This is a genomic window from Streptomyces sp. SID13726, from assembly GCF_010548375.1.
Lineage (GTDB): Bacteria > Actinomycetota > Actinomycetes > Streptomycetales > Streptomycetaceae > Streptomyces.
The window spans coordinates 422,825-439,499 of sequence record NZ_JAAGLY010000004.1; the positions used below are offsets into that span (position 1 = coordinate 422,825).

12 protein-coding genes and 1 tRNA gene are annotated in these 16,675 nt (G+C 67.0%); 2 read left to right on the plus strand and 11 right to left on the minus strand.

The genetic code is table 11. The features are described from left to right. Positions 1–27 precede the first annotated feature (27 nt). The 11 genes from G3I78_RS13195 to G3I78_RS13245 form a co-directional block, all read right to left on the minus strand. A complete protein-coding gene (locus G3I78_RS13195) occupies positions 28–3,927 on the minus strand; it encodes a DNA-directed RNA polymerase subunit beta' (protein WP_164423773.1) in 3,900 nt (1,299 codons plus the stop codon). Positions 3,928–4,027: 100 nt separating this feature from the next. After that, the gene (gene rpoB, locus G3I78_RS13200; RefSeq protein ID WP_164423775.1) at positions 4,028–7,513 is read right to left on the minus strand and encodes a DNA-directed RNA polymerase subunit beta; all 3,486 of its coding nucleotides are present in this window, start codon (positions 7,511–7,513) and stop codon (positions 4,028–4,030) included. Positions 7,514–8,075: 562 nt separating this feature from the next. Beyond that, positions 8,076–8,459, minus strand: coding sequence for a 50S ribosomal protein L7/L12 (rplL, locus tag G3I78_RS13205; RefSeq protein WP_164423777.1), 384 nt, complete (start codon positions 8,457–8,459; stop codon positions 8,076–8,078). 114 nt (positions 8,460–8,573) lie between these two features. Next, positions 8,574–9,104 carry a 50S ribosomal protein L10 gene (gene rplJ, locus G3I78_RS13210; protein WP_007384048.1) on the minus strand — a complete coding sequence of 177 codons (531 nt, stop codon included), beginning with the start codon at positions 9,102–9,104 and terminating at the stop codon, positions 8,574–8,576. Positions 9,105–9,392: 288 nt separating this feature from the next. After that, positions 9,393–10,244, minus strand: a complete 852-nt coding sequence (locus G3I78_RS13215; RefSeq protein WP_164423779.1) for an LppX_LprAFG lipoprotein — start codon at positions 10,242–10,244, stop codon at positions 9,393–9,395. 90 nt (positions 10,245–10,334) lie between these two features. Beyond that, positions 10,335–11,171, minus strand: coding sequence for a hypothetical protein (locus G3I78_RS13220; RefSeq protein WP_164423781.1), 837 nt, complete (start codon positions 11,169–11,171; stop codon positions 10,335–10,337). Between the two features lie 113 nt (positions 11,172–11,284). Then, a complete protein-coding gene (gene rplA / locus G3I78_RS13225) occupies positions 11,285–12,010 on the minus strand; it encodes a 50S ribosomal protein L1 (protein ID WP_007384045.1) in 726 nt (241 codons plus the stop codon). Between the two features lie 82 nt (positions 12,011–12,092). Continuing rightward, the gene (rplK, locus tag G3I78_RS13230) at positions 12,093–12,527 is read right to left on the minus strand and encodes a 50S ribosomal protein L11 (protein WP_164423783.1); all 435 of its coding nucleotides are present in this window, start codon (positions 12,525–12,527) and stop codon (positions 12,093–12,095) included. A gap of 164 nt (positions 12,528–12,691) precedes the next feature. After that, a complete protein-coding gene (nusG, locus tag G3I78_RS13235) occupies positions 12,692–13,540 on the minus strand; it encodes a transcription termination/antitermination protein NusG (protein ID WP_164423785.1) in 849 nt (282 codons plus the stop codon). 77 nt (positions 13,541–13,617) lie between these two features. Further along, positions 13,618–13,905, minus strand: a complete 288-nt coding sequence (gene secE / locus G3I78_RS13240; RefSeq protein WP_164423787.1) for a preprotein translocase subunit SecE — start codon at positions 13,903–13,905, stop codon at positions 13,618–13,620. A gap of 87 nt (positions 13,906–13,992) precedes the next feature. Continuing rightward, positions 13,993–14,065: transfer RNA gene (locus G3I78_RS13245), tRNA-Trp, on the minus strand. A gap of 224 nt (positions 14,066–14,289) precedes the next feature. On the opposite strand from G3I78_RS13245, the gene G3I78_RS13250 reads away from it, so the two are divergent. Both G3I78_RS13250 and G3I78_RS13255 read left to right on the plus strand, forming a co-directional pair. Then, positions 14,290–15,516: a pyridoxal phosphate-dependent aminotransferase gene (locus G3I78_RS13250; RefSeq protein WP_164423789.1), complete on the plus strand. Its 1,227-nt coding sequence runs from the start codon at positions 14,290–14,292 to the stop codon at positions 15,514–15,516. A gap of 118 nt (positions 15,517–15,634) precedes the next feature. Next, complete coding sequence (locus G3I78_RS13255; protein WP_164423791.1) at positions 15,635–16,675, plus strand: adenosine deaminase; 1,041 nt, start codon at positions 15,635–15,637, stop codon at positions 16,673–16,675.

Consider the following 16,675-nt stretch of genomic DNA (forward strand, 5'->3'; position numbering starts at 1 on the left):
GACCGCCCTCCGACTCAAGCAACCCGCCTACTGGTTGTACGGCCCATAGTCGTAATCCTCCAGCGGCACAGCCTGCCCAGACCCCGTCCCGAAGGGCGAGTAGTCGATGTCGTCGTAGCCGACGGCCGAGTACATCGCGGCCTTGGCCTCCTCGGTCGGCTCGACCCGGATGTTGCGGTAGCGGGACAGACCCGTACCGGCCGGGATGAGCTTACCGATGATGACGTTCTCCTTGAGGCCGATGAGGCTGTCGGACTTGGCGTTGATCGCCGCGTCCGTCAGGACCCTCGTCGTCTCCTGGAAGGACGCCGCCGACAGCCAGGACTCCGTGGCCAGCGAGGCCTTGGTGATACCCATGAGCTGCGGACGACCGGAGGCCGGGTGACCGCCCTCCTGGACCACACGACGGTTCTCGGTCTCGAACTTCGAGCGCTCGACCAGCTCGCCGGGCAGCAGCTCGGCGTCGCCGGACTCGATGATCGTCACGCGGCGCAGCATCTGCCGGATGATGATCTCGATGTGCTTGTCGTGGATCGACACACCCTGCGAGTTGTAGACCTTCTGGACCTCGCCGACCAGGTGGACCTGGACGGCACGCTGACCCAGGATGCGCAGCACGTCGTGCGGGTTGGTGGCACCCACGGTGAGCTTCTGGCCCACCGAGACGTGCTCGCCCTCGCTGACGAGGAGCCGGGCACGCTTCGAGATCGGGAACGCCGTCTCGTCGCTGCCGTCGTCCGGCGTGATGACGATCTTCTTGGTCTTCTCGGTCTCCTCGATGCGGACACGGCCGTCCGCCTCGGAGATCGGGGCGACACCCTTCGGGGTACGGGCCTCGAAGAGCTCGACGACACGCGGCAGACCCTGCGTGATGTCGTCACCGGCCACACCACCGGTGTGGAAGGTACGCATCGTCAGCTGGGTGCCGGGCTCACCGATGGACTGGGCGGCGATGATGCCGACCGCCTCACCGATGTCGACCAGCTTGCCGGTGGCCAGCGAGCGGCCGTAGCACATGGCGCAGGTGCCGACGGCGGACTCGCAGGTCAGGACCGAGCGGGTCTTGACCTCGGAGACACCGTGCTTGACCAGCTCGTCGATGAGGACGTCGCCGAGGTCGGTGTTGGCCGGGGCCAGCACCTTGCCGTCGACGGTGATGTCCTCGGCCAGCGCACGGGCGTACACGCTGGTCTCGACGTTGTCGGCCTTGCGCAGCACGCCGTCCGCGCCGATCTCCGCGATCGCGAGCTTGAGACCGCGCTCGGTGCCGCAGTCCTCCTCGCGGATGATCACGTCCTGCGAGACGTCCACCAGACGACGGGTCAGGTAACCCGAGTCGGCGGTACGCAGGGCGGTGTCGGCCAGACCCTTACGGGCACCGTGCGTGGAGATGAAGTACTCCAGCACGGACAGGCCCTCACGGAAGGACGCCTTGATGGGACGCGGGATCGTCTCGTTCTTGGCGTTCGACACCAGACCACGCATACCGGCGATCTGACGCATCTGCATCATGTTTCCTCGGGCACCCGAGTCAACCATCATGAAGATGGGGTTCGTCTTGGGGAAGTTCTCGTTCATCGCCTCGGCGACCTCGTTGGTCGCCTTGGTCCAGATCGCGATGAGCTCCTGAGTGCGCTCTTCCTTGGTGATCAGACCGCGCTCGTACTGCTTCTGGACCTTCTCGTCCAGCGCCTCGTAGCCCTTGACGATCTCCTTCTTCGCCTCGGGAACGACGACGTCGGAGATGGCCACGGTGACACCGGAACGGGTCGCCCAGAAGAAGCCGGCCGCCTTCAGGTTGTCGAGCGTCGCCGCCACGATGACCTTGGGGTAGCGCTCGGCCAGGTCGTTGACGATCTCGGAGAGCTGCTTCTTGCCCACCGAGTAGTCGACGAACGGGTAGTCCTCGGGCAGCAGCTCGTTGAAGAGCGCGCGGCCCAGGGTCGTACGCAGCCGGAAGGTGTCCCCGACCTGGTACTCCGGGTCGCCCTCCTCGACGGCCGGCGGAGTCCAGCCACGCGGCGGGATGGTGCCCACCGGGAAGCGGATGTCGACCTGCGACTGGAGCGCCAGCTCACCGGCGTCGAACGCCATGATCGCCTCGGCCGTGGAGCCGAAGGACCGGCCCTCGCCCTTGGTGTCACGCAGTTCGCCGTCGGTGGTGAGGAAGAACAGACCGAGGACCATGTCCTGGGTCGGCATCGTCACCGGACGACCGTCGGCGGGCTTGAGGATGTTGTTCGAGGACAGCATCAGGATGCGGGCCTCGGCCTGCGCCTCCGCGGAGAGCGGCAGGTGTACGGCCATCTGGTCGCCGTCGAAGTCCGCGTTGAACGCGGTGCAGACGAGCGGGTGGATCTGGATGGCCTTGCCCTCGACCAGCTGCGGCTCGAAGGCCTGGATGCCGAGTCGGTGCAGCGTGGGCGCACGGTTCAGGAGAACCGGGTGCTCGGCGATGACCTCTTCGAGGACGTCGTACACGACCGTGCGGCCGCGCTCCACCATGCGCTTGGCGCTCTTGATGTTCTGCGCGTGGTTCAGGTCGACCAGGCGCTTCATCACGAACGGCTTGAAGAGCTCCAGCGCCATGGCCTTCGGCAGACCGCACTGGTGCAGCTTGAGCTGCGGACCGACGACGATCACGGAACGCGCGGAGTAGTCCACACGCTTGCCGAGCAGGTTCTGACGGAAGCGGCCCTGCTTGCCCTTGAGCATGTCGGACAGCGACTTCAGCGGACGGTTGCCGGGGCCCGTGACCGGGCGACCACGACGGCCGTTGTCGAAGAGCGCGTCGACGGCCTCCTGGAGCATGCGCTTCTCGTTGTTCACGATGATCTCGGGGGCACCGAGGTCGAGAAGGCGCTTCAGGCGGTTGTTGCGGTTGATCACTCGGCGGTACAGGTCGTTCAGGTCGGAGGTCGCGAAGCGGCCACCGTCCAGCTGCACCATCGGGCGGAGGTCCGGCGGGATGACCGGCACGCAGTCGAGCACCATGCCCTTGGGGCTGTTGCTGGTCTGCAGGAACGCGGAGACGACCTTGAGGCGCTTGAGCGCACGGGTCTTCTTCTGGCCCTTGCCGGTACGGATGATCTCGCGGAGCTTCTCGGCCTCCTCGTCGAGGTCGAAGGACTCCAGGCGCTTCTGCAGCGCCGCGGCACCCATCGAGCCGTCGAAGTAGGTGCCGAAGCGGTCCCGCAGCTCGCGGTAGAGCAGCTCGTCACCCTCGAGGTCCTGGACCTTGAGGTTCTTGAACCGGGTCCACACCTCGTCGAGGCGGTCGATCTCGCGCTGCGCACGGTCGCGCAGCTGCTTCATCTCGCGCTCGGCACCCTCGCGCACCTTGCGGCGCACGTCGGCCTTGGCACCCTCGGCCTCCAGCTCGGCCAGGTCGCTTTCCAGCTTCTTGGCGCGGGCCTCCAGGTCGGAGTCACGGCGGTTCTCGACCTGCTGGCGCTCCACGGAGACGTGCGCCTCCAGGGAGGGCAGGTCGCGGGTACGGCGCTCCTCGTCGACGTACGTGATCATGTACGCCGCGAAGTAGATGACCTTCTCGAGGTCCTTGGGGGCAAGGTCGAGCAGGTAGCCAAGGCGCGACGGAACGCCCTTGAAGTACCAGATGTGGGTGACGGGAGCGGCCAGCTCGATGTGGCCCATCCGCTCACGACGCACCTTGGCGCGAGTGACCTCGACGCCGCAGCGCTCACAGATGATGCCCTTGAAGCGGACGCGCTTGTACTTGCCGCAGTAGCACTCCCAGTCCCGGGTCGGACCGAAGATCTTCTCGCAGAAGAGTCCGTCCTTTTCGGGCTTGAGGGTGCGGTAGTTGATGGTCTCGGGCTTCTTGACCTCGCCGTGGCTCCACTGACGGATGTCGTCAGCGGTGGCCAGACCGATCCGGAGCTCGTCGAAGAAGTTGACGTCGAGCACTATGCGTCAATCCCTCTCAGGGTTGTAAGTCTTGGGGTCTGAAACGGGGGTCCCGGGGCCGGCCGGAGGTTCCTCACCAGGTCCTCCGGCCGGACTCCCGTCAGACCTCTTCGACGCTGCTCGGCTCGCGCCGGGACAGGTCGATGCCGAGCTCTTCCGCCGCGCGGAAGACGTCCTCGTCGGTGTCGCGCATCTCGATGGACATGCCGTCCGAGGACAGCACCTCCACGTTGAGGCACAGGGACTGCATCTCCTTGATGAGCACCTTGAAGGACTCGGGGATGCCGGGCTCGGGGATGTTCTCGCCCTTGACGATGGCCTCGTAGACCTTCACGCGGCCGGTGACGTCGTCGGACTTGATGGTCAGCAGCTCCTGGAGGGCGTACGCGGCGCCGTAAGCCTCCAGCGCCCACACCTCCATCTCGCCGAACCGCTGGCCACCGAACTGGGCCTTACCACCCAGCGGCTGCTGAGTGATCATCGAGTACGGACCGGTCGAACGGGCGTGCAGCTTGTCGTCGACCAGGTGGTGGAGCTTGAGGATGTACATGTACCCGATCGAGATCGGGTCCGGGAACGGCTCGCCGGAGCGGCCGTCGAACAGCCTCGCCTTGCCGGTCGGCTGCACCATGCGCTCGCCGTCGCGGTTCGGGATGGTGTGGTTCAGCAGACCCGCGAGCTCGTCCTCACGCGCACCGTCGAAGACCGGGGTGGCGACGTTGGTGCCCGGCGCGACCTGGTCGGCGCCGATCACCTGAAGACGCTGCGCCCACTCCTCGCCGAGACCGGAGACGTCCCAGCCGCGGCTGGCGAGCCAGCCGAGGTGGATCTCCAGGACCTGTCCCGGGTTCATTCGGGACGGCACACCCAGCGGGTTGAGGATGATGTCGACCGGGGTGCCGTCCTCCAGGAACGGCATGTCCTCGATCGGCAGGATCTTCGAGATGACGCCCTTGTTGCCGTGCCGGCCGGCGAGCTTGTCACCGTCGGTGATCTTTCGCTTCTGCGCGACGTACACGCGCACCAGCTGGTTGACACCGGGGGGAAGCTCGTCGCCCTCCTCGCGGTCGAAGACGCGGACGCCGATGACCTTGCCGGTCTCGCCGTGCGGCACCTTCAGCGAGGTGTCACGGACCTCACGGGCCTTCTCACCGAAGATCGCGCGCAGCAGGCGCTCCTCCGGCGTCAGCTCGGTCTCACCCTTGGGCGTGACCTTGCCGACGAGGATGTCACCGGCGATGACCTCGGCACCGATACGGATGATGCCGCGCTCGTCGAGGTCGGCGAGGACCTCCTCGGAGACGTTCGGGATGTCCCGGGTGATCTCCTCGGGGCCGAGCTTGGTGTCACGGGCGTCGACCTCGTGCTCCTCGATGTGGATCGAGGAGAGGACGTCGTCCTGCACGAGGCGCTGCGACAGGATGATCGCGTCCTCGTAGTTGTGACCCTCCCACGGCATGAACGCCACGAGCAGGTTCTTGCCGAGCGCCATCTCGCCGTTCTCGGTGGCCGCGCCGTCGGCGAGGACCTGGCCCTCGATGACGCGGTCGCCCTCGTCGATGATGACCTTCTGGTTGACCGAGGTGCCCTGGTTGGAGCGGGCGAACTTGGCCAGGCGGTACGTGATGTACGTGCCGTCGTCGTTGGCGGTGGTGATGTAGTCCGCGGAGACCTCCTGGACCACACCCGGCTTCTCGGCCTTGACCACGTCACCGGCGTCGACGGCGGAGCGGTACTCCATGCCGGTGCCGACGAGCGGGGCCTCGCTCTTGATGAGCGGCACGGCCTGACGCATCATGTTCGCGCCCATGAGGGCACGGTTGGCGTCGTCGTGCTCCAGGAAGGGGATCATGGCGGTCGCGACCGACACCATCTGGCGCGGCGAGACGTCCATGTAGTCGACGTCGTCACCGGGGACGTAGTCGACCTCGCCGCCACGACGGCGGACCAGGACGCGGTTCTCGGTGAAGCGCATGCCGTCGTCGAGCGTGGCGTTGGCCTGCGCGATGACGAAGCGGTCCTCCTCGTCGGCCGTCAGGTAGTCGACCTCGTCGGAGACGACACCCTCGACGACCTTGCGGTACGGCGTCTCCACGAAGCCGAACGCGTTGACGCGGCCGTAGGAGGCGAGCGAACCGATCAGACCGATGTTCGGGCCTTCGGGCGTCTCGATCGGGCACATGCGGCCGTAGTGGGACGGGTGCACGTCACGGACCTCGAAGCCGGCCCGCTCACGGGAGAGACCACCCGGGCCAAGAGCCGACAGACGGCGCTTGTGGGTGAGACCCGACAGCGGGTTGTTCTGGTCCATGAACTGCGACAGCTGGCTGGTGCCGAAGAACTCCTTGATGGAGGCGACGACCGGCCGGATGTTGATCAGGGTCTGCGGCGTGATCGCCTCGACGTCCTGGGTCGTCATGCGCTCGCGGACGACTCGCTCCATACGCGCCAGACCCGTACGGACCTGGTTCTGGATGAGCTCGCCGACACTGCGCAGACGACGGTTGCCGAAGTGGTCGATGTCGTCGGTCTCGACGACGATGTTCGTGCCGCTGTCGCCGACCGTCTCGGTCTCGCCCGCGTGCAGCTTCACCAGGTACTTGATCGTCGAGATGATGTCCTCGACGGTCAGGATGCCCGCGTCGAGCGGAGCCTCCGCACCCAGCTTCTTGTTGACCTTGTAGCGGCCGACCTTGGCGAGGTCGTAGCGCTTCGGGTTGAAGTACAGGTTCTCGAGAAGCGTCTGCGCGGCCTCACGCGTGGGGGGCTCGCCCGGACGCAGCTTGCGGTAGATGTCGAGCAGCGCGTCGTCCTGGCCCTGGGTGTGGTCCTTCTCCAGGGTGGCGCGCATCGACTCGTACTCGCCGAACTCCTCGAGGATCTGCTCGGTGGTCCAGCCGAGAGCCTTGAGCAGAACGGTCACGGACTGCTTGCGCTTGCGGTCGATGCGGACACCGACCATGTCGCGCTTGTCGATCTCCATCTCCAGCCAGGCACCCCGGGACGGGATGATCTTGGCCGAGAAGATGTCCTTGTCGGACGTCTTGTCGATGGAGGAGTCGAAGTAGACACCCGGCGAGCGGACCAGCTGCGACACCACGACACGCTCGGTGCCGTTGATGACGAAGGTGCCCTTGTGGGTCATGAGCGGGAAGTCGCCCATGAAGACCGTCTGGGACTTGATCTCGCCGGTCTCGTTGTTGGTGAACTCGGCCGTCACGAAGAGCGGGGCCGCGTACGTGAAGTCGCGGTCCTTGCACTCGTCGATGCTGTTCTTCGGCGGCTCGAAACGGTGGTCGCGGAACGTCAGCGACATCGACCCGGAGAAGTCCTCGATCGGGGAGATCTCCTCGAAGATCTCCTCCAGACCGGACTTGGTGGGGACGTCCTGACCCGACTCCAGAGCCGCCTCGACCCGACTCTGCCAGGCGGTGTTGCCGAGCAGCCAGTCAAAGCTCTCGGTCTGCAGCGCGAGCAGGTTGGGAACCTCGAGGGGCTCCTTGATCTTTGCAAAGGAGATGCGCAGCGGGGCGGTGCTGGCGCCGTTGTTCGTATTCGCGGTCGAGGCAGTGCGCGAGGCGGCCAAGAGGGGGTCCTTCCGAGGGCTCGGACTCACTACGCGCTCCCCGGCCCCTCATCCGCGGCACAGAGACAGGTATCTCCGATTCGACCAAAAGGCCAGGTCGGAGATGGTCCGGTCATCGATGCTGAGGCGAGGGCAGACCCCTGGTGACGGGCAGGGGACAGCTAACAGGCAGCGCAAAGGGTCAGTGTAGCCACTTGGCGCACTGATGTCCAGCCCCGCTTTTCTGTCCGGTCTTCAAAAACCCTCGTTGCCCTCTACGCCCTCGGCATGCCTGCCCTCAACGCACGTTGATACTGCCCTCTTCGTCGCCGATCCATGCCTCGGATTCGGACCGTTCTGGCGACGCGTCCTGAGAATTGCGCGCTGCGTGCGGTTCGTCAAGGCCCCCCCTGCCCGAACCTGGGGTTCCGGGAGACACGACGAAGATCACCATACCCCTCGTCAACGAGGCCGCAAGGCAACCGTGACCGCGCCTCCAGGAACGCCGAAGAGCGACCACCCGGATGGATGATCGCTCTTCGGTGCTTACGCGTTACAGGTCCGAAGGGACCTGTGAGAGGTGTTACTTGACCTCGACGGAGGCGCCGGCGCCCTTGAGGGACTCGGCGGCCTTCTCGGCGGCGTCCTTGGCGACCTTCTCGAGAACGGGCTTCGGGGCGCCGTCCACGAGGTCCTTGGCCTCCTTGAGACCCAGGGAGGTCAGCTCACGCACGACCTTGATGACCTGGATCTTCTTCTCGCCGGCACCGGTGAGGATGACGTCGAACTCGTCCTTCTCCTCCTCGGCCGGGGCGGCGGCGGCCGGACCGGCCGGGCCCGCGACGGCGACGGCCGCGGCGGCGGTGACGTCGAACTTCTCCTCGAAGGCCTTCACGAACTCGGAGAGCTCGATGAGGGTCATCTCCTCGAACTGCGCGAGCAGGTCTTCCTGGCTGAGCTTCGCCATGAGGGGCGATCCTTCCACTAATTCGGCTGGTGCCGGTTGTATCGAAACGGCGGGCGTACTTACGGCCCGCTACGACCCTCGCCTCAGACGGCGTGGATCAATGCGCGAGCCGAGTTACTCGGCACCGCCCTGCTCGTCCTGCTTGGCACGAAGCGCGTCCACGGTGCGGACGAGCTTCGACGGGAGCGCCTGGAAGACCTGAGCAGCCTGAGTCTGCTTGCCCTTGAAGGCACCCGCCAGCTTGGCGAGCAGAACCTCGCGGGACTCGAGGTCCGCAAGCTTCTTGATCTCGTCGGCGGACAGCGCCTTGCCGTCAAGGACACCGCCCTTGATGACGAGGTTCGGGTTGTCCTTGGCGAAGTCACGAAGACCCTTCGCCGACGTCACCGGGTCACCGGTGATGAAGGCAACCGCCGTCGGACCATTGAACAGGTCGTCGAGCGTCGAGATCCCGGCCTCGTTGGCCGCGATCTTGGTCAGCGTGTTCTTCACCACGGCGTACTGGGCGTCTTCACCGAGCGAACGACGCAGCGTCTTGAGCTGCGCCACGGTGAGACCCCGGTACTCGGTCAGCACGGCGGCGTTCGAGCTGCGGAACTGCTCCGTCAGCTCGGCTACCGCGGCAGCCTTGTCGGGCCTTGCCATAGAGCGTCGGCCTCCTTCCGGGTGATGAGGACCGCTCAGAAGGGGCTGCGACAGACGAAACGCCCCGGCGCAGGCGCACGGGGCGTAGCTCGACCGGTATTCGCCGCCGTGAGGCAGCGAGCTCCAGGAGCAACTTCCACAGTCACCTGCGCGGGTCGTCCGCGTTACTCAGCGGATCCTTCGGCCGCCGCGCCCTCTCACGAGCACACGGCAACGACCAGCGGTCTTTGGCTTCTGTAGGAGCGTACGTGACCGGATCCCTGTCAAGCAAATCCGGTCCTACGACGCTCAGCTGCTCTGGAGTTCCTTCATCATCTCGGCCAGGTCGGCGGTCTCGGCGGCGGGCGGCGCCTCGACGGTCACGGGCTTGTTGTAGTCGAGGAAGGTGAAGGTCATGTCGAACTTGCCCTTGGTGGCGTCGCCCCGCATGCGGAACTGCTTGGCGTGGTCCTCGCCGTCGACCCACATGTCCATCGTGAACTTGTCCAGGCCCAGCTTCTCGAACTGCTCGGTGCTCTTCTCACGCTGCTCGCGGACCGCCTTGTCGGCGTCCTTGAAGGAGGCCTTGAGCTCGGCCAGCGTGACGTCGCCCGAGTAGTGGGTCGTCTTGACCCCCTCGACGGTCTCGGTGCCGACCTTCTTCACGTCCTTGGCGCCGTTGAGGAAGGAGGACATGGAGGCCGGGTTCTGGTCGGCTTGGCCGGCGCCGGGCGCGGTGGCGCCGAGGCCCGCGTCCTTGCCGAGCGAGGACAGGTCGAACTTCATCCACTTCTTGCCGTCCATCTCCTTGGCCAGCTCGGGGTTGCCCCCGATGTACATGGCCTTGTCGACGAGCCGGATCTCCGCGGAGCCCTCCGTGGCCGCGGTCATCTTCATGCTCATCGCGATGTCGGGCTTGGTGCGCATGGAGGCCTCGGCCTCGATGTTCCCCGCCTCGGGCATCTCGCCCTTCATGCGGTAGCGGAAGGAGGTGATCTCCTCCGTGTTCTTCGCCGCCTTGGCGACCGCGGCCGCCGGCGTCATCTTCGGCGACTCGTCGCCCCCCTTGGAACAGCTCACCGCACCCGCGGCGAGGGCCACGGCGGCGAGAGCGGCACCGATCGTGCGAGTGCGCGCGGAACGTCGTACAGAAATACCCATTGATTCCCCCCGGGAACACATGGCCGATTCACAGCAAGACCGTGAGCCTAGCCGAGAGTGACGGGAGCGGGCTCACGAATTGAGCGGGGCTCAGGAGGGAGCGGCGCTCGGCTGGGACAGGAGCGCCTTGAAGTCGGCGGTGTCGGCGGCCGGCGGCTCCTGTACGTCGACCTCGACGCCGTAGTCGCTGTAGTGCGCGGTCTGGGTCACCCGGCCGTTCGCGGTGCTGGTCTTCTCGACCTTCTTGACCAGCAGGTTCTTCTCGTTGACCCAGATGTCGACGGTCTCGCCGGTGACGCCCGCGTCCCGGAGCCGGCCGCGCAGTCCGGTGTCGGTGACGTCCTCCACGCGGACCGTGCCGGAGTAGTGCGTGGTGCTCTGGCCGTCCACGGTCTCCTCGCCGATCTCGCGCACGTCCTCGGAGTCCAGCAGCAGTTTCACCGACTGGTTCGGGGTGGTGGAGCGCATCTGGGCGGCGAGGTCGGCGCCGCCGCCGAGGGACTTGAGGTCGTCGTAGGCGTACTTGAGCCAGTGCTTGCCGCCCAGCTTGGCGGCGAAACGGTCGCCCATGTGCGCGTAGTAGGCGTCCGACAGATAGCGGGCCTGCATCGAGGTCACGCCGAGACCGTGCATGGTCTCCGCGGCGGTGCCGCCGGTGTACTCGATGGTCAGGGCGCCGGAGAGGCCGTCGCGCCAGGCGATGACGCCGTCGGCGGTGAGGGAGAGCTGGGTGCCCATCTCCGTGCTGGAGCGCACCCGGGCGGTGTCGGCCCGCTCGGTGGAGCGCTCGGCGGTGCGCAGGGCCGCGAGGGAGGCGGGCGCCGAGGCGGTCCGTCCGTCCTCGGGGCGTTCGGAGTGGGAGGAGGTGCAGCCGGTCAGCGCCGAGAGTATGACTGCCGCCGTGACCGAGACCGTCGTCCGCTTCATCCGTCCCCCTGGTGCAAGTGCCCTGCTCGCACGCTAACCCAGAGCACGGCGCCCCCACACGGGAACGGGCCCCGCACCTCGAAAGGTGCGGGGCCCGTGAACCGGCCGGTGGATCAGACCGCGGCCGGGTCCTCCTCGACGAGGAGGTTGCGCGTGCGGTTCGAGTCGAGCGGAATGCCGGGGCCCATCGTGGTGCTGATGGCGGCCTTCTTGATGTAACGACCCTTGGCGGCGGACGGCTTCAGACGGAGGATCTCCTCCAGGGCCGCGCCGTAGTTCTCCACCAGCTTGGTGTCGTCGAACGACGTCTTGCCGATGATGAAGTGCAGGTTCGAGTGCTTGTCGACGCGGAACTCGATCTTGCCGCCCTTGATGTCGTTGACAGCCTTGGTGACATCGGGGGTGACGGTGCCGGTCTTCGGGTTCGGCATGAGACCACGGGGACCGAGCACGCGGCCGAGGCGGCCGACCTTGCCCATGAGGTCCGGGGTGGCGACGACGGCGTCGAAGTCCAGACGGCCCTTCGACACCTCGTCGATGAGCTCGTCGGCGCCGACGATGTCGGCGCCCGCGGCACGAGCGGCCTCGGCACGGTCACCGGTCGCGAAGACCAGGACCCGGGCGGTCTTGCCGGTGCCGTGCGGGAGGTTCACGGTGCCACGGACCATCTGGTCGGCCTTGCGCGGGTCGACACCCAGACGGAAGGCGACCTCGACGGTGCCGTCGAACTTGGAGGTGGAGGTCTCCTTGGCGAGACGGACGGCCTCGAGCGGGGCGTACAGCTTCTCCCGGTCGATCTTCTCGTCCGCAGCCCGGAGGGCCTTGCTGCGCTTGCTCACAACTGCTCCTGTGTGGTTCGGAAAGGAGTCGTGGTGTACGGGCCGAGCAGGCCCTACCACGGTGGTTCTACGAAGGTGAGGGTCAGCCCTCGACCGTGACGCCCATCGAACGCGCGGTACCGGCGATGATCTTCGCGGCGGCGTCGATGTCGTTGGCGTTGAGGTCGGGCATCTTGGTCTCGGCGATCTCGCGGACCTGCGCCTGGGTGATCTTGGCGACCTTGGTCTTGTGCGGCTCGCCGGAGCCCTTCTCCACACCAGCGGCCTTGAGGATCATCTTGGCGGCCGGCGGCGTCTTGGTGACGAAGGTGAAGGAACGGTCCTCGTAGACCGTGATCTCCACCGGGATGACCCAACCGCGCTGCGACTCGGTCGCGGCGTTGTAGGCCTTGCAGAACTCCATGATGTTGACGCCGTGCTGGCCCAGCGCGGGGCCGACCGGCGGAGCCGGGTTGGCCGCGCCGGCCTGGATCTGGAGCTTGATGAGCCCCGTGACCTTCTTCTTCTTGGGAGGCATAGCTCTCCGGGTCCTTTCGATTCGGGTCCTGCCTGTGACCGGGGGCCACCCGAACGCAGGCATACCGCACAACGATAACGGGTATAGATGCGCGGCCAAAAACCGAGCAGGTCAGGCAAGCTTTGACAGCCCGCCTGACCTGGTCGGAAGCCTTCTGGGAAGAACTAGTTCTTCTGGATCTGGTCGAAGGACAGCTCGACCGGGGTCTCCCGGCCGAAGATCTCGACGAGACCCTTGACCTTCTTGGAGTCGGCGTTGATCTCGTTGATCGTGGCCTGGAGGGTGGCGAAGGGGCCGTCGGTGACGGTGACCGAGTCGCCGACCTCGAAGTCCAGCACCTGGACCTCGACCTTGCGCTGCGGCGCCGGCTTGCCCTCGGCCTCGGCGGCCTCGCGGGCGGCCTTCTCCTCGGCCTCCGGGGCGAGCATCTTGACGATCTCGTCCAGGGTCAGCGGGTACGGGTCGTAGGCGTTGCCCACGAAGCCGGTGACGCCGGGGGTGTTGCGGACGACGCCCCAGGACTCGTTCGTCAGGTCCATGCGCACCAGGACGTAGCCGGGGAGCTTGTTCTGACGGATCGTCTTGCGGTCGCCGTTCTTGATCTGGACGACCTCTTCCTGCGGCACCTCGGCCTGGAAGATGTAGTCCTCGACGTTCAGCGAGACGGCACGCTGCTCGAGGTTGGTCTTCACGCGGTTCTCGTAACCGGCGTAGGTGTGGATGACGTACCACTCGCCAGGGAGGGTCCGCAGCTCCTCGCGCAGGGCGGCGACGGGGTCGACCGGCTCGGCCGGCTCTTCCTCGACCTCTTCTTCGCCCTCGTCCTCGACGGCCTCGACGTCACCGCCGGACTCGTCCTCGACGTGCAGGGCGGATTCCTCGGCGGGCTCGCCCGCCTCGGCGTCGGCAGCCTCGACCTCGTCCAGATCCTCGTCCGCGCCCTCGACGATGTCGAGCTCGTCTTCCACGAGCTCGTCCGGCTCGACGGCCTCGTTCAGGTTCGGGTCAGACACTGTGGCTGCTTCTTCCTGGATGCATGGGGGTGGAACACGCGAAAGGGGCGCCGGTGACGGCGCCCTTCGCTCTCGGCTCAGCCGAAGACGTACTTCGCGACGTGGTTGAGTCCATAGTCAATCACGGTGACCAGACCGATCATCACGATGACGAACACGATCACCACGGTCGTGTATGTGGTCAGCTGGCTGCGCGAAGGCCAGACGACCTTGCGGAGCTCGGCGACGATCTGCCGGTAGAAGAGCGCGAGGCGCTTCAGCGGGCCCTTCTTGGCACGCTTGCCGCCCTTGCGGGCCTTCTTCTTGGACTCCGGCACTTCATCCTGGGCATCAGGCGTGTCGATGGAGCCCACGGCGTCCGCCATTCGTCCTCACCTGTTCCCGGGTCGTGGCCGTGCCGCGCCCGGTTGGAGCCGCACGGCGGTGCATTGCTGCTGTACGAACGTGTGTAGCAGGGCCGGAGGGACTTGAACCCCCAACCGCCGGTTTTGGAGACCGGTGCTCTACCAATTGAGCTACGACCCTTTGATGTCCCCCAACGTACCGCATCCGCTGGGATGCCCGGTTGAAGGCCAACGAGGTGAGAGTGTACGTGCTCCGTGGCCCCCCGTCGAACAGAAAGCACCTGCAAGGGCCTTGGACCCGGAAGATCGCCCAGCACAGGGAGCGAATCCGGACGGTTGTTCAGCCGTTGTTCAGTCCGTGAAACCCGCGTGCCGGGGAAGTTTCCGGTCTGGAACGATGGGCCCATGAGCGCTGCAACCCCTCCCACCGAGCGCCGGGTCTCCGCCCGAGTCGGCGCGATCTCCGAGTCCGCCACCCTCGCCGTGGACGCCAAGGCCAAGGCCCTCAAGGCCGCCGGGCGTCCGGTGATCGGCTTCGGCGCGGGTGAACCCGACTTCCCGACCCCGGACTACATCGTCCAGGCCGCGATCGAGGCCTGCTCGAACCCGAAGTACCACCGCTACACGCCGGCCGGCGGCCTCCCCGAGCTGAAGGCCGCCATCGCCGCGAAGACGCTGCGCGACTCGGGCTACGAGGTCGACGCGTCCCAGATCCTCGTCACCAACGGCGGCAAGCAGGCGATCTACGAGGCCTTCGCCGCGATCCTCGACCCGGGCGACGAGGTCATCGTCCCGGCGCCGTACTGGACGACGTACCCGGAGTCGATCCGGCTGGCCGGCGGTGTCCCGGTGGAGGTGGTCGCCGACGAGACGACCGGCTACCGGGTCTCCGTCGAGCAGCTGGAGGCGGCCCGCACCGAGCGGACCAAGGTCGTCCTCTTCGTCTCCCCCTCCAACCCGACCGGCGCCGTCTACAGCGAGGCCGACGCCGAGGCGATCGGCCGCTGGGCCGTCGAGCACGGCCTGTGGGTGCTGACCGACGAGATCTACGAGCACCTCGTCTACGGCGACGCGAAGTTCACCTCGCTGCCCGCGCTCCTGCCCGAGCTGCGCGACAAGTGCATCGTCGTCAACGGTGTGGCCAAGACGTACGCCATGACGGGCTGGCGGGTCGGCTGGATCATCGGCCCCAAGGACGTCGTCAAGGCCGCGACCAACCTCCAGTCGCACGCCACGTCCAACGTGTCCAACGTCGCCCAGGTCGCCGCCCTCGCCGCGGTCTCCGGCAACCTCGACGCGGTGGCCGAGATGCGCACGGCCTTCGACCGGCGCCGCAAGACGATCGTCCGCATGCTGGGCGAGATCGACGGCGTGCTCTGCCCCGAGCCCGAGGGCGCCTTCTACGCCTACCCGTCGGTCAAGGCGCTGCTCGGCAAGGAGATCCGCGGCAAGCGCCCGCAGGACTCGGTCGAGCTGGCCGCGCTGATCCTGGAGGAGGCCGAGGTCGCGGTCGTCCCGGGCGAGGCATTCGGCACGCCGGGCTATCTGCGGCTGTCGTACGCGCTGGGTGACGAGGATCTCGTCGAGGGCGTCAGCCGGATCCAGAAGCTGCTCGCGGAGGCGCGGGACTGAGGTCGCCGTACAGAGGGGCATCTACTCACGTGAGTGGATGCCCCTTTTTTTGTGCGAGCAAGACCACTAAAGGGGAAAGCGGTACCGGGACGCCCGTGACGTACGGCAGGATCCTGGGATGGAGCGTGTACGTGATGTCTCTGAGCTGCCGAAAGCCCATCTGCACCTGCACTTCACCGGCTCGATGCGCCCGGCGACCGTCCTGGAACTGGCCGACAAGTACGGCGTACGACTGCCCGAGGCGCTGGTCGAGGCACTGACCAGCGGGGAGCCGCCCAGGCTGCGGGCGACGGACGAGCGGGGCTGGTTCCGGTTCCAGCGGCTGTACGACGCCGCCCGTTCGTGTCTCAGGGAGCCCGACGACATCCGGCGGCTGGTGCGGGAGGCCGCGGAGGAGGATGTCCGCGACGGTTCGGGGTGGCTGGAGATCCAGGTCGACCCGACGTCGTACGCCCCGCGGCTGGGCGGGCTGATCCCGGCGCTGGAGATCATCCTGGACGCGGTGGAGACGACCTCGCGCGAGACCGGGCTCGGGATGCGGGTGCTGGTGGCCGCGAACCGGATGAAGCACCCGCTGGACGCGCGCACACTGGCCCGGCTGGCGGTGCGGTACGCGGACCGGGGTGTGGTCGGCTTCGGTCTGTCGAACGACGAACGCCGGGGCATGGCACGGGACTTCGACCGGGCGTTCCACATCGCGCGCGAGGGCGGGCTCCTTTCGGCGCCGCACGGCGGCGAGTTGACCGGTCCCTCGTCGGTGCGGGACTGCCTGGACGACCTGGACGCGAACCGGATCGGGCACGGGGTGCGGGCGGCGGAGGACCCCCGGCTGCTGAAGCGGCTGGCGGACCGGCAGGTGACGTGCGAGGTGTGCCCGGCGTCGAACGTGGCGCTCGGGGTGTACGAGAAGCACGAGGACGTGCCGCTGCGGAAGCTGTTCGAGGCCGGGGTGCCGATGGCTCTGGGCGCCGACGACCCGCTGCTGTTCGGCTCCCGGCTGGCCGCGCAGTACGAGATCGCCCGGCAGTACCACGGCTTCTCGGACGCGGAGCTCGCGGAGCTGGCCCGGCAGTCGGTACGGGCCTCGGCGGCGCCGGAGGACATGAAGGCGAAGCTGCTGTCGGGGGTGGACGACTGGCTGAGCCACCCGGCCTCTTAG

Excerpts from the sequence above, each read along its gene's own strand:
- rplL (WP_164423777.1), bottom strand. The coding sequence starts at position 8,459 with ATGGCGAAGCTCAGCCAGGAAGACCTGCTCGCGCAGTTCGAGGAGATG.
- rplJ (WP_007384048.1), bottom strand. The coding sequence starts at position 9,104 with ATGGCAAGGCCCGACAAGGCTGCCGCGGTAGCCGAGCTGACGGAGCAG.
- G3I78_RS13215 (WP_164423779.1), bottom strand. The coding sequence starts at position 10,244 with ATGGGTATTTCTGTACGACGTTCCGCGCGCACTCGCACGATCGGTGCC.
- G3I78_RS13220 (WP_164423781.1), bottom strand. The coding sequence starts at position 11,171 with ATGAAGCGGACGACGGTCTCGGTCACGGCGGCAGTCATACTCTCGGCG.
- rplK (WP_164423783.1), bottom strand. The coding sequence starts at position 12,527 with ATGCCTCCCAAGAAGAAGAAGGTCACGGGGCTCATCAAGCTCCAGATC.
- secE (WP_164423787.1), bottom strand. The coding sequence starts at position 13,905 with ATGGCGGACGCCGTGGGCTCCATCGACACGCCTGATGCCCAGGATGAA.
- G3I78_RS13250 (WP_164423789.1), top strand. The coding sequence starts at position 14,290 with ATGAGCGCTGCAACCCCTCCCACCGAGCGCCGGGTCTCCGCCCGAGTC.
- G3I78_RS13255 (WP_164423791.1), top strand. The coding sequence starts at position 15,635 with ATGGAGCGTGTACGTGATGTCTCTGAGCTGCCGAAAGCCCATCTGCAC.